This window comes from Bradyrhizobium sp. USDA 3256 (genome assembly GCF_054058275.1).
The window spans coordinates 5,238,927-5,251,421 of record NZ_JBSSAE010000002.1 but is presented as its reverse complement, the minus strand read 5'-3'; the positions used below and the strand labels follow the sequence as shown (position 1 = coordinate 5,251,421).

Below are 12,495 nucleotides of genomic sequence, written 5' to 3'. Positions count from 1 at the left end.
GTTCGCCGCGAGGCGAGACATTGGGGACTCTGATTTTGAGTAGTCATATGGCGCAATATTTTTTTCGAATCAGTGACGGCGATTACGCTGGTGCATCCGACCACGCGACGGAGTTTGAAAGCCGCGACGTGGCCTGGGCCGAGATGACCAAGGTCTGCGGAAATTTCCTCGGCAGCATTTCGCGCAATCTGAAGCAGAACAGCGAATGGCACATGGAGCTGCTCGACGAGGGCAGAAAACCCGTGTTCAGGATTCGACTGGTCGCCGAGTCCGTCGACTGAAGCTGTCCTTCAGGACGGCAAGTCCTAACCCTCGGCCTGCGCGAGCGGCGGAGCGGTTCGCCTGCGAAACAGGATCCGCTGATACAGCCAGCCGATCGCGACCAGCACGATGCCAAGGCACATGAACGACAGCGCCCGGTAGACACCCGTGAGCGTCGACATGTCGATCAGGAACGCCTTCAGGATCGTCAGCCCGATCACCGCAGCAGACGCGAGCCGCGCCCGCTGCGAGTTGACGACGATGCCGACGCCGAGCAGTGCGACGCCGAACATCAGCCAGGCGATCGAATAGGTGTACTGCTCCGCGCCCGTGGTCTCGCCGCGCGTCAGCACCGGTCCGTGGTAGAGCCTGCGGATCTCGAACGTGACGTAGGCGAGCGCAAGGACCAGCGCGCCGGCGGCGATCGTGTTGGCATAGCCGGCGGGACGATGGCCCGCCACCGCATAGGACAGCAGCAGCGCCAGCACCGCCGGCAGCGCGTAGCCGAGCAGCAGCAGGTTGATGAAGCTGCCGCCGACGCTTTGCGGCCACAATATCGGGTTCTCCAGCGCCAGCAGCCCGAACAGGCTGGCAAGCCCCGCGAACGCGGTCAGCAGGATCGCGCCGACATTATGCACGATGCTGCCGCTGCGCAGGCGCAGCCGCTCCAGTCCGATCGCCATCGCGAGCGTCACGCCGACCTGCAGTGCGACCTCGGTCAGCCCGGCGCTGGCGTAGTAGACATCGCCGCTGTTGACCGCGTGGCGGATCTCCATGAAGGCGAGCAGCACGGTGAACAGGATCGCGGCGGATTCGACGATCCGCAGCGGGACGTCGTCGCCGTTGCGGCGCAGGAAATGGCTTGCCGCCCAGAATGACAGCGCCGGCACGCCATAACCCCACAGCAGCCAATTGAAGATCGGCGTGGTGCCGACGGCGTCGCCCGCGATCCGCGGCTCATAGCCGATGCGCAGCACCACAATGCCGGCCAGGATCGCGGCAAGCCAGCGCAGGAACGGAATCGGCCGCTGCACCGACAGCCACGCCGTGCCCATCGACACCAGCGCGAGCGCGATGGTGAGCCAGCCCTTGTCGAGCGCGAAGGTCAGCGCCAGCGCCAGCGAGGCGAGGGCGCCGGTGGCCGACAACGCAATCGAGGGCGACAACTCCGGCCGCTCGCCGCGCCGGGTCAGCGCCTCGGTCGCAGCCGCATAGGCCGCGGCGAGCAGCACGGCAAGGACCGCGAACGGGATCGAGCGGTCGAGATGCGCGATGCGTGCATACAGCGCGACCAGCAGCGCGACCGGCGTGAACACCGCCGCCGCGGCCCAGGTCACCGTGACCTTAGTGGTGGCAAAACGGAATTGTGCGAGGAAGCCGGCGATGCCGAACGCAGCCGCGAACAGCGCGGCGGTGACGAGATGCAGCGAGACCGAGCCATCGGTCGCGGACGGGCCGATGCCAGGGATCGCGCCGCCCGGCAGCACCAGCATGTCGACGTTGCGGCGGACGGCCCATTCGCCGAACACGATGAACACGAAGATCGAGGCGGCGCCGATCGCACGGGTAGCAGCAGGCGCGCGCCAGGCGACAAGCAGGCTTGCGGCTGTCAGCAGCGCAAAGCCGATCATCGCGGTGTCGGCGTGGGCGCTGTTGAGCACGATTAGCATCGCGCCGAGCAGATAGGCCGCGAGCGAGCCCGAGGAGATCGGCTCGATCTCCTCGCCGTCGCCGTCGGGGCCGAACATGAAGCCGCAGACCACGAGCAGTGCCGCCAGTACGAAGCCTGCGATGACGTGGAAGACGTGCGGCGCGATCATCTCCGGACCGCATTGCAGGCAAGGGAAGGTCCACAGCAGCGCGAAGACGATCGTCGTGACCGCGAGCCAGCGCCACAGCCGGATGCGGGCGAGGCCGAATGCCGCCGCCGTGACGATGGCGAGGTAGATGTAGAGCGACCAGAAATCGGGCTTGTCTGACGACACCAGCAGCGGCGTGACGAAGGCGCCGACGATGCCGAGCCCGGCCAGCGCGGGCCCGTGCAGCAGCGCGGCCGCCAGCGTGCCGAGCGCGACCATGCCGAGCAGGATGAAGGCGGTTGCCGGGGCGAGCAAGTCGTACAGCGCGTAGGCGGCGTAGACGGTGGCGAATGCCACCGCGGTGCCCGCCGCGGTGAGGATCGCCGGGATGTTGGCGATCGGCAGCGCCGCGATGTTGGAGATGCTTTCCTGGCGCCTGGTCCATTCACCGGCGCCGAGCAGCGCCAGCGCAAACAATCCGCCGAGCATCGTGCGAACGCCGGGGCCGAGCAAGCCGGCCTCGATCGAATAGCGCACCATGAAGAAGCCGCCGAGCGCGAGCGTCAGGCCGCCGATCCACACCACCCAGCGCGTGCCGAGCGTCTCCTCGAAGCCCGGTGCCGGCTGCGGCGGGGCTGGCGGCTCCGGCAGGGGGGGCGGTGCGGCACCTGGCGCGTCCGCGGCTGGCTCGGTCTGCGCGGCCGGTCCGCCGGGAGCCGCCTCCGGGAGCGGTGGCGGCGCGACGGAAGGCGCTGTCGGCGGCGTCTGCTCGAACTCCTGCAGCGGGGCCAGCGGCGGCGGCACGGCCGTCCGCACGGCGGCGCCGCCCGCGGCCTCGATCGCATCCAGGCGTCGCTGCAGCAGGTCGATCCGGCCCAGCGCCTTGCGCGCGAAAATGATCGCGACGATGGCGAGGACGAGCGTCAGGAAGTCGAACGGCGAATCGAACATTGGGCCCTCCGGCGGGACGCGCCGGACTTGGCCAGCCAGCGGCCCGTCGCAACCTAGTAGTGCCGCGAGGAGGACCGGAAGTTCAAGCGATCGGGGGTGACCGGCCGCGCTTAATCCAGATCGATGCGGAAGGGCCGGCCTTCGACGCTCATGCTGCCGGGACCCATCGCGTCGAGTGCACGCAGCATCCGGCCCTCGCGCCCCAGCGCCTTGTCGGCGAGGCTGACGATCAGCCGGTTGGGGGCCGCGATCGGCGAGGCCTCGCGGATCATCCGTGCGATGGACATTTCGTCGCGGTGTGGGTTGAGGGCGCAGACCGTTGCGAATGCGCTCGCGGTCGAGCGGCTGATGCCGGCGTAGCAATGCACCACCATCGGTGCTTGGCGATCCCAGCCGCGCACGAAGCTCAGCACCTTCTCGATATGCGACTCGTTGGGCGCAACGAAGCCGTCCATCTGTTCGATGATGTCGTCCATCGACACTTTCAGGTGGTTGGCCGGCAGCACGGAAGGCGGCCGCTGCACCTGGTCGACATTGGCCATCACGGTCAGCACATGGCTGGCGCCGGTGGCGCGAACCGTGTCGGAGAGTGCGGCAAGCGAGCAGACGTGAAGCATGATGGTCCTTCTATCGGGGGTGCCGGATTATAACGGCTGCTCCCGAACGGGCAAAGGCGGGGGTGCCATGCCGATTCGTCGTTTTGCGGCGCAACCGACGGCACACGTGCCGCGCCTAGGAGGCGTGTAATGTGTTGAAGCGCTCGAGGAACTGCTTTTCGGCCCGCGCGGCGGTCCATGGCGTCAGATAGTCGCGCTCTGTCGCTTCGGGCAGTTCCGGATCGCGGCCGAACAGCCGCTTGGCCTCGGCTTGCGAAAATCCCGCCAGATGCGTCGCCTCGAGATAGGCGGCGCCGCGATCGGCAGCCTTGATCTGCTGGGTGATCTCGTCCGCCAGCACGGCAGGCAGGCCGAAGCGGATATGGATCGCGCCGAGCAGCCGCTTTTCCACCGCCTTGTATTCGCCTGACAGCACCGCCTTGAACGGTGAGATCATGTCGCCGATGACATATTCCGGTGCGTCATGCAGCAGCGCCGCGAGACGATGGCGGATGTCGACGCGCGGCATCTGCTGGCGCATCACGGCCTCGACCAGCAGCGTGTGCTGGGCCACCGAGAAGATGTGCGCCCCGCTGGTCTGGCCGTTCCAGCGCGCAACCCGCGCCAGTCCATGCGCGATGTCGACGATTTCGATATCGAGCGGCGACGGGTCGAGCAGGTCCAGCCGGCGTCCCGACAACATCCGCTGCCAGGCGCGGATTGTCTCCGTCGATTTGCGCGCCGTCATTTCTTCTTGAGTCGCGGTGTGCGGAGCTTGCCGCTGCAGCTCTCGTGGCAGAAGCAGGTCACGAGGTGATCGTTGACCATGCCGGTCGCCTGCATGAAGGCGTAGACGATGGTGGGACCGACGAACTTGAAGCCGCGCGCGCCGAGCTCCTTGGAGACCTTGATCGAGACCGGCGTCGAGGCCGGCACGCTCGCGGTGGTCTTGAACTGATTGACCTTCGGCTTGCCGTCGACGAAGTCCCAAAGGAAATTCGAGAAGCCGGGGCCTTTCTCCATGATCTCCAGATAGCCCTTCGCGCTCGCGACGGCGCCTTCGATCTTGGCGCGGTTGCGGACGATGCCGGCGTCGTTCATCAGCGCGTGCACCTTCTTGGCGTTGTAGCGCGCGATCTTCTCGGGCTGGAAATCGTCGAAGGCTTTGCGGAAGTTCTCGCGCTTGCGCAGGATCGTGATCCAGGACAGACCGGCCTGGAAGCCGTCGAGGATCAGCTTTTCGTAGAGCGCGCGGTCGTCATATTCCGGCACGCCCCATTCATTGTCGTGATAGGCGACGTAGAACGCGTCCTCGCCCGGCCACGGGCAGCGCGTCTTGCCGTCGGGATGCAGTTGCGCGGTACGGGTCATGCAACGGTCTGCGTGGGTGTGATGCGGACGGCGTCCGGCTCGGCGAGGTGAAGCGACAGCCCGCCCGCGGTCAGCGCCAGGCCGGCGTCGAGCGCATCGGCGACGCGGTCGATCCGCACCAGCGCAAGACCTTTCTCGCCGGCGGTCGAGCCGATGGTGCCGACCTGCTTGTCGCCGGCGAGGATCGTTGCGCCGGCTTCGGGCGCGGGGCCGTCGAGGACGATCTTCACCGTGCGGGTGCGCGCCGTGCCGCGGTGCTGCATGCGCGACACCACCTCCTGGCCGACATAGCAGCCCTTGTCGAAATCGACGCCGTTGAGGCGGTCCATGTTGGTCTCGTGCGGGAAGGCGTCGCCATACATGAAGTCGAGCCCGCCGCGCGGCACGCCGGCCGCGATCCGATGCGCCTCGTAGGCGCTGGAGTCGACGAGATCGGCACCGATCAGCTCAGTGAGCCTCTGCTTCAAATCTTCCGGGATCAGGATGCGCCAGCCGAGCGCTGGGTTGCGCGGATCGGCGAACGCGAGATCCGGCGTCGCCGCCGGCTCGCCATCCCAGGCTGCCAGGACACCGAGGCTGTCGGACAGGTTCTCGACCACGACCTTGGCGCGCAGCTTGTAGAAGCCGAGCTTGTCGGCAAGGCCCTTGGCGAGCGCGCGCGGCGCGTCGATCAGGAAGCCGCCGCCATGGCCTGAGGGTATCTCGGTGATCAGGAAATCGACGATGATCTTGCCCTGCGGCGTCAGCAGCGCGCCAAACCGGGCCTGTCCCGCGCGCAACTCGGCGATGTCGGCGGTGATGAGGCCGTTGAGGAAGTTGCGGGCGTCCTCGCCAGAGACCTTGACCGCGCCCCGATCTGGAAGAAACGCTGCTTTCATTCGCAAAATTGGCTCTTTTTCCAAGTTCCTTGGGAAACGCGCAGGCCGCGATATCCCCTGCCAAGCTAAGGCGCTAGAGTGCGCCGAACAAGGCCCGCGCGACAGCCGAAAGCGGGCGTCGAGGACCGATGAATCAGCATTTTGACACCATTCTAAAATCCGGCACCGTGGTCAATCAGGACGGCGAGGGCGTGCGCGATATCGGTATCGCGGGCGGCCGCATCGCCGCGATCGGCTCGCTCAGTCAGGCCTCGGCCGGCGAGGTGATCGACTGCAAGGGCCTGCACATCCTGCCCGGCGTGATGGACACCCAGGTGCATTTCCGCGAGCCCGGGTTGACCCAGAAGGAAGACCTCGAGACCGGCTCGCGCAGCGCCGTGATGGGCGGAGTCACCGCCGTGTTCGAGATGCCGAACACCAATCCGCTGACGGTCACCGAAGCGGCCTTCACCGACAAGATCAAGCGCGGCCGCCATCGCATGCATTGCGATTTCGCGTTCTTCATCGGCGGCACCCGCGAGAATGTGCAGGATCTGCCGGAGCTCGAGCGCGCCCCGGGCTGCGCCGGCGTCAAGGTGTTCATCGGCTCCTCCACCGGTGCGCTGCTGGTCGAGGACGACGAGAGCCTGCGGCGGATCTTCCAGGTGATCCGGCGCCGCGCCGCGTTCCATGCCGAGGACGAATATCGCCTCAACGAGCGCAAGCCGCTGCGGATCGAGGGCGATGCTCGCTCGCATCCGGTGTGGCGCGACGAGACCGCGGCGCTGATGGCGACCGAGCGCCTGGTCAATCTCGCGCGCGAGACCGGCAAGCGCATCCACGTGCTGCACATCTCGACCAAGGAAGAGATTCTGTATCTGCGCGACCACAAGGATGTCGCGTCCTGCGAGGCGACGCCGCACCATCTCACCATGGCCGCGCCCGAGTGCTATGAGCGGCTCGGCACACTGGCCCAGATGAACCCGCCGGTGCGCTCGGCCGATCACCGCGCCGGCATCTGGTACGGCATCGAGCAGGGCATCATCGACGTGCTCGGCTCGGACCACGCGCCGCATACGCTGGAGGAGAAGGCCAGGACCTATCCGGCCTCGCCGTCGGGCATGACCGGCGTGCAGACGCTGGTGCCGCTGATGCTCGATCACGTCAATGCCGGGCGGCTGTCGCTGGCTCGCTTCGTCGATCTCACCAGCGCGGGGCCCGCGCGCCTGTTCAACATCGCCTGCAAGGGCCGCATCGCGGCGGGTTACGATGCCGACTTCACCATCGTCGACCTGAAGCGCAGCGAGACCATCACCAACAAATGGATCGCCTCGCGCGCCGCCTGGACGCCCTATGACGGCGTGCGGGTGCAGGGCTGGCCGGTCGGCACCTTCGTGCGCGGCCGGCGGGTGATGTGGCAGGGCGAAGTCACGACACCGTCCACCGGCGAACCGGTTCGGTTCCTCGAGACGCTGAAGCCGTAGCGGATTGGATTACTGTCTGGCCAATGCCAGCGAGAACTCGCCGTTGCGCACGCGCGCGGCGAGGCCCTCGGCGAATTTCGCCACCGCGTCCTCGCCATAGGTACCGACGAGCTCGGCGAGCGCCGCAAACAGGCTCGCCTGCGCGAGGCAGTCGCCATCAACGCCGTCGTGACGCGCTTCAGCCCAGGCCTCGTTCAGGTAGCCCAGCGCGGCCTGCTTCTGCTCGTGGTCGGGTCGCGGGTCTTGGTGATGGGGGAAGGACGCTGGATGGCGCATGAAACTCTGCAAATTGACTGCGCGCGGTCCGAGGAGCGAACCACTGCGACGTCCGAGATGTATCACGCATGCAGGTACCGCCTAGCCCACATCTTTCGAAAAGGTTAACGGCGGCCCCGGCATTTAAAGGGGAATTCCGGATATCCGGGCAGCGATCAGCCGAATGAGCTGTGGATATGGTCCAGCACCGCGCGCGGCGTGGCGCACAGATGGCTGGCGCCGGCCTCGGTCAGCTCCTCCGGCGTGCCGTAGCCATAGGTGACGCCGACCGCCCGGATGCCGTTGCGATTCGCCCCGATCACGTCGTGGCTGCGATCGCCGATCATCAGGGATTTGTCCGGATCGGCCCCGGTTTGCGCCAGCGCATAGGCGAGCAGGTCGACCTTGTTGACCCGGGTTCCGTCGAACTCCGAGCCGAACACGTGGTCGAAATAGCCGCCGAGGCCGAAATGCGCGATGATCCGTGTCGCGAACACATGCGGCTTCGAGGTCGCGACGAACATGCGGCCCGGCCGCTGGCGCAGCTCGGCCAGCACCTCCGCGATATCGGGATAGACGGCGTTCTCGAACAGCCCGACATCGCCGAATCTTTCGCGGTAGAGCGCGACCGCGCGGTCGGCGAGCGCCTCGCCGCCGAGCAGCATTGCAAAGCTCGCCCGCAAGGGCGGCCCGATGCACCAGGTCAGGTCATCCTGCGAGGGAACCGGGCGGCCGAGCTTTTCCAGCGCGTACTGGATCGAGCCGGTGATGCCGGGCTTCGGGTCGGTCAGGGTGCCGTCGAGGTCGAAGAAGATCGCCCGTTCAGTTGGCATAGCGGGCCGTCAGGTCGCGGGAGATTTTCGAGCCCTCCTCGATGTAGCGGCGGATCGCTACCGTGGCCGCGGGCGTGCAGGTCCGGTAGGTCTGCTGGAAGCCGTTATAGCCGCGGTTGAAGCCTGCGATCATGCGGGCGCGGCGGTCGCCGGATGGGGTTTCGGCATCGATCAGTGCCTGCATTTCGTTGCGCCATTTGGCGCCCTCGTTGGAGCCGCAGATGCCGCGCAGATAGTGCAGGGCGCCGAGGATCTCGGCCAGCCGCTGCAAATCTCCGTCGAACGGCGCAGCCGCGTCCTGCGCCCGGGCGGGCGTCGCAAGGCATGCCGACATCAGGATCACAACGGCGAGAAAGGCTTTGATCATCGGGGGTTCCGGAATGGCCGTGGTATGCCCCCTCAATGCGCCCGAGGCAAGGCGGCCGAGCCCCCCAAAGCCCCCGGACGGGCCTCAAACCAGCCGCCGGGCGGCCGCAATCACCTCATGCAGGCCGCCGGTGACCTTGAGGTCGCCGATCTCCTCCGGCGCCAGCCATTTGAAATCGTCGTGCTCGTCGTTCAGTACGGGCTCGCGGGATGCCCAGCGCGCGGCGAAAGTCATGATCAGGTAGTGCCCGGTGCCGGGGCCGGTCGGCAGCACCTCGCGCCAGCCGGCAAGGCCGACGATCTCGACCTTGAGGCCGGTCTCCTCGTCGATCTCCCGGTGCAGGGCGGTATGCAGCGACTCGCCGAACTCGACCCGGCCCCCGGGCAGCGAATAGAAGCCCTTGCCGGGCGAGCGGGCGCGGCGCACCAGCAGCACCTTGCCGTCGCGGAAAATCACGCCTGACACGGCGAGCTGCGGGCGGATCGGAGGTTCGGGAGAGGTCAAGGTGATTGGCAGCCGGTTGTGAAGACCATCATGCCCGATATCTCAGGCGCCCGCCATGATGCTGTCGACATCGGCCTCTGCGGCGCCGTTGATGATGCCGGCGGTCTGCATCACCAGCGGCTTGACCCAGACGATCGCCTGCTCGGCGAGCGCGACCCGGCTCTTGTCCTGCTGCAATCGCCGCATCGCCGCCCCGACCTCGGTCAGGATCTTCGTCATGCTGTCGGTGAGCTGGTCGAATTCGGCCCGGATTGCGGCGTCCGCGGTCTCATAGGCCTCGATCGCGAGATCGCGCGCCCGGAAATTCGACGCGGTGAAATGCTCGGCATAGGACAGCGGCTGCCATTCGAGGAAATCGCTGGCGCATTCCGGCAGGTCCGGGACCATCTCCAGCAGCATGATGGCTTCGTTGAAGTGATTGAGGTAGTCGGTGGCAAGCCCGGTGCGGGGATTGATGTTGGCGGCGCGCAACAGCGCCGCCCGCGCCTCGTCGGAGTACGTCGGTCGCGGGGAAGAACCCGCTATGGCGGCCGTTGAGGTCATTGATCGCAGTCTTTAACGTTCCAAGTTAAGGCAGAATAAACGGATACCACTCTGGACGGCAAATGTGCGGACGCTTTGTCATAACCTCGCCGCCGGCGGCCTTGCGCGAGATGTTCGGCTATATCGAGCAGCCGAATTTTCCGCCACGGTATAATGTTGCGCCGACCCAGCCGATCCCGGTGGTGCTGCTGCAGAATGGCGGCCGGCATTTTCAATTGATGCGCTGGGGCCTGATCCCGTCGTGGGTCAAGGACCCCAGGACCTTCTCGCTCCTGATCAACGCGCGCTCCGAGACGGTGCGCGAGAAGCCGGCCTTCAAGAACGCGATCAAGCGGCGCCGCGCGCTGATCCCGGCCGACGGCTATTACGAATGGCAGGATGCCGGCGGCCGCAAGCGGCCGTTCTTCATCCATCGCCGCGACGGACACCCGCTCGCCTTTGCCGCGCTCGCCGAGACCTGGATGGGACCGAACGGCGAGGAGCAGGACACGGTCGCGATCGTCACCGCGCCCGCGAGCCCTGATCTTGCGCAGCTGCATCACCGCGTGCCGGTCACGATCAGGCCCGAGCAATTCGCGCGCTGGCTCGACTGCCTGCCGAACGATGTCGACGACGTGATGCCGATGCTGAAGGGCCCCGAGGTCGGTGAGTTCGCCTGGCACCAGGTGACGATGCGCGTCAACGCCGTCGCCAACGACGATGCGCAATTGCTGTTGCCGATGACCGCGGAGGAAATCGCCGCGGAGGACGCGCCGGCACCGAAGAAGGCCGCGCCGAGAAAGGCGACTATGCGCGAGGACGACGGGCAGGGGTCGTTATTTTAGCACATGTCTGCACAGCTGCGCAGCTAGGGCTGGAATTGAAGCGCAGCTCTCCAAGTCGTCGTCCCGGCGAAAGCCGGGACCCATAACCACAGGTCTGCATTGTTGAAGCGCGCTGCAGCTCCAGCTTCGCAAACCAATTGAGATTTGTGGCTATGGGTCCCGGCCTTCGCCGGGACGACACTGAATATGTTGCACGGGCAGTGCATCATACTTCGACATTCTCGCAACATGATCTGCCCGAGCTTTGCATTTCGTTTCGCCACTCTCTCCACTCGTCATTCCGGGGTTCGCGCAAGCGGCGCACCCTCAGGTGCGCAATTGCACACCGGGGAATGACGGAGAGAGTCGTCACCCTTTCACGTGTGCCACGCCTTCGATCTCGATCAGCATCTTCGGATTGGGCAGCGCCACCACCACGCAGGTGGTGCGGGCGGGGTAGGGGGCGGGGCCGAACGCGCCGGCATAGAGCGCGTTCATCGTCGCGACGTCGCTGGCGCGGGTCAGCAGCACGTTGACCTTGACGAGATCGCGCATCGTCGCGCCGGCCTCGTTCAGCACGCGCTTGAAATTGGTCACGACATTGGCGAACTGCGCCTCGAAGCCGTCGGGCAGCTCGCGATTGGCGTCAAAGCCGGGAATGCCTGAGATGAACAACAAATCGCCGACGCGGGCGCCGAACGAGAGTGGCGGCGCCTGGACGCCGGGCGGAGGAGGGAAGTGCTTGATTGCGGTCATGGGTCACCCGTCTGCGCGAGATGGAAGGGGAGAAATTTCGATGCTATGCGGCGCCGCCGCGCGCCGGCTCCGGGGATTCTTGCCGAAGAGATTCTGGCCGATCATGCCCGCCAGCATCGCGACGACGAAGACCACGATCGGCAGCGAGAGGCCGGCGAGATTGACCAGTGCGGGGCCGGGGCAGATGCCGACGAGGCCCCAGCCGATGCCGAACAGCACGGCGCCGGCAACCAGCGGCGCATCGATGTCGCTGCGGTCGGGCCAGAGGAAGCGCGCCGAGAAGGCGGGCGCGGCGCGCCGCCGCGCGATCGCAAAGCCGATTGCTGCGACCGCAACCGCGCCCGCCATCACGAAGGCGAGTGTCGCGTCCCACACGCCGAACAGATCGAGGAAGCCGAGCACCTTCTGCGGATCGGTCATGCCGGAGATCAGAAGGCCCGCGCCGAAGATCAGGCCGCAGACAAAGCTTGCAAGCACCGACATCGCTAAACCGCTCCTTGTTTGAGCATGATTTTTTCGGAAAACCGCTTCGCACTTTTCCGGATCATGCTTAGCCTCCGATCCCGTGCCTGACGATTGCGACCGTCGCGATCGCCGTCAGCATGAAGATGCATGTTGCCACGATCGAGCGGCCGGACAGCCGCGCGAAGCCGCAGACGCCGTGGCCCGAGGTACAGCCATTGCCCATCCTTGTGCCGAATCCGACCAGCGCGCCCGCAATCGCGACCACCACAAGGCTCGCGTTCATCGCCGGCCGCGGCAGCGGCGCGCCGAACAGCGCCGCAATCACGGGCGCTGCGATCAGCCCCGCGATGAACGCGATGCGCCAGGAACGGTCGGCGCTGCGGTCGGCGGTATCGGCCTGCAGCGCGCCGCCGACGATGCCGGTGACCCCGGCGATCCGCCCGGTCAGCAGCATCAAGAGCGCGGCGGCAAGCCCGATCAGCGCGCCGCCGGCGAGGCCGGAAAGTGGGGTGAAATCGTGCATCGTGCAGATCCCTGTTGCGCAAACTCCTCAGCGATCCGGCAAAGCGGTCGGCGCGCATGCGCCAGTGGTCGCGCGGCTGCCGAGGCGATGATAGACTCCGCACCATCAGGAACAAGCGCAATCCCGC

General features: G+C 66.5%; 16 protein-coding genes. 3 read left to right on the top strand and 13 right to left on the bottom strand.

Annotated features, from left to right (window positions below; translation table 11 throughout):
* The first annotated feature begins 47 nt into the window (after nt 1-47).
* On the top strand, nt 48-281 hold the full coding sequence (locus ACVWY5_RS26805; RefSeq protein ID WP_016844381.1) for a DUF6894 family protein: 234 nt from the start codon (nt 48-50) through the stop codon (nt 279-281).
* Between the two features lie 24 nt (nt 282-305).
* Here ACVWY5_RS26805 and ACVWY5_RS26800 read toward each other — a convergent pair whose 3' ends face one another.
* The 5 genes from ACVWY5_RS26800 to ygfZ all read right to left on the bottom strand — a co-directional run bounded on the left by ACVWY5_RS26800 (nt 306) and on the right by ygfZ (nt 5,961).
* The gene (locus ACVWY5_RS26800; RefSeq protein ID WP_028332626.1) at nt 306-3,011 is read right to left on the bottom strand and encodes a DUF2339 domain-containing protein; all 2,706 of its coding nucleotides are present in this window, start codon (nt 3,009-3,011) and stop codon (nt 306-308) included.
* Nucleotides 3,012-3,121: 110 nt separating this feature from the next.
* Complete coding sequence (locus ACVWY5_RS26795; protein ID WP_028332625.1) at nt 3,122-3,628, bottom strand: tyrosine phosphatase family protein; 507 nt, start codon at nt 3,626-3,628, stop codon at nt 3,122-3,124.
* Nucleotides 3,629-3,743: 115 nt separating this feature from the next.
* Entirely contained in the window at nt 3,744-4,355 is a 612-nt protein-coding gene (locus ACVWY5_RS26790) for a YfbR-like 5'-deoxynucleotidase (protein ID WP_028332624.1), read from the bottom strand.
* Entirely contained in the window at nt 4,352-4,978 is a 627-nt protein-coding gene (locus ACVWY5_RS26785) for a DNA-3-methyladenine glycosylase I (RefSeq protein ID WP_028332623.1), read from the bottom strand. Before ACVWY5_RS26785 ends, ACVWY5_RS26790 begins: the two co-directional genes overlap by 4 nt.
* Nucleotides 4,975-5,961: a CAF17-like 4Fe-4S cluster assembly/insertion protein YgfZ gene (gene ygfZ, locus ACVWY5_RS26780; protein WP_283809405.1), complete on the bottom strand. Its 987-nt coding sequence runs from the start codon at nt 5,959-5,961 to the stop codon at nt 4,975-4,977. The genes ACVWY5_RS26785 and ygfZ overlap by 4 nt, the downstream gene beginning before the upstream one ends.
* Before the next feature lie 23 nt (nt 5,962-5,984).
* Between ygfZ and ACVWY5_RS26775 the strand changes: the two genes are divergently transcribed.
* Entirely contained in the window at nt 5,985-7,319 is a 1,335-nt protein-coding gene (locus ACVWY5_RS26775) for a dihydroorotase (RefSeq protein WP_028332621.1), read from the top strand.
* 9 nt (nt 7,320-7,328) lie between these two features.
* Here ACVWY5_RS26775 and ACVWY5_RS26770 read toward each other — a convergent pair whose 3' ends face one another.
* The 5 genes from ACVWY5_RS26770 to ACVWY5_RS26750 all read right to left on the bottom strand — a co-directional run bounded on the left by ACVWY5_RS26770 (nt 7,329) and on the right by ACVWY5_RS26750 (nt 9,821).
* A complete protein-coding gene (locus ACVWY5_RS26770; protein ID WP_028332620.1) occupies nt 7,329-7,595 on the bottom strand; it encodes a hypothetical protein in 267 nt (88 codons plus the stop codon).
* A 155-nt stretch (nt 7,596-7,750) separates the two neighbouring features.
* Complete coding sequence (locus ACVWY5_RS26765) at nt 7,751-8,407, bottom strand: HAD family hydrolase (RefSeq protein ID WP_028332619.1); 657 nt, start codon at nt 8,405-8,407, stop codon at nt 7,751-7,753.
* Nucleotides 8,397-8,774: a TIGR02301 family protein gene (locus ACVWY5_RS26760; protein WP_028332618.1), complete on the bottom strand. Its 378-nt coding sequence runs from the start codon at nt 8,772-8,774 to the stop codon at nt 8,397-8,399. Before ACVWY5_RS26760 ends, ACVWY5_RS26765 begins: the two co-directional genes overlap by 11 nt.
* An 84-nt stretch (nt 8,775-8,858) precedes the next feature.
* Nucleotides 8,859-9,278, bottom strand: coding sequence for an NUDIX hydrolase (locus ACVWY5_RS26755; protein WP_028332617.1), 420 nt, complete (start codon nt 9,276-9,278; stop codon nt 8,859-8,861).
* A 42-nt stretch (nt 9,279-9,320) separates the two neighbouring features.
* Entirely contained in the window at nt 9,321-9,821 is a 501-nt protein-coding gene (locus ACVWY5_RS26750; protein WP_028332616.1) for a hypothetical protein, read from the bottom strand.
* A 62-nt stretch (nt 9,822-9,883) separates the two neighbouring features.
* Between ACVWY5_RS26750 and ACVWY5_RS26745 the strand changes: the two genes are divergently transcribed.
* A complete protein-coding gene (locus ACVWY5_RS26745) occupies nt 9,884-10,645 on the top strand; it encodes an SOS response-associated peptidase (protein ID WP_028332615.1) in 762 nt (253 codons plus the stop codon).
* Between the two features lie 348 nt (nt 10,646-10,993).
* On the opposite strand, the gene ACVWY5_RS26740 is transcribed toward ACVWY5_RS26745, so the two are convergent.
* From ACVWY5_RS26740 to ACVWY5_RS26730, 3 genes are all read right to left on the bottom strand, one after another.
* Nucleotides 10,994-11,380 (bottom strand): RidA family protein, encoded by a 387-nt coding sequence (locus tag ACVWY5_RS26740; protein WP_028332614.1) that lies wholly within the window; start codon nt 11,378-11,380, stop codon nt 10,994-10,996.
* A gap of 3 nt (nt 11,381-11,383) precedes the next feature.
* Nucleotides 11,384-11,863 (bottom strand): DUF6691 family protein, encoded by a 480-nt coding sequence (locus tag ACVWY5_RS26735; protein WP_028332613.1) that lies wholly within the window; start codon nt 11,861-11,863, stop codon nt 11,384-11,386.
* Nucleotides 11,864-11,930: 67 nt separating this feature from the next.
* On the bottom strand, nt 11,931-12,368 hold the full coding sequence (locus ACVWY5_RS26730) for a YeeE/YedE family protein (protein ID WP_028332612.1): 438 nt from the start codon (nt 12,366-12,368) through the stop codon (nt 11,931-11,933).
* Between the last annotated feature and the right edge of the window lie 127 nt (nt 12,369-12,495).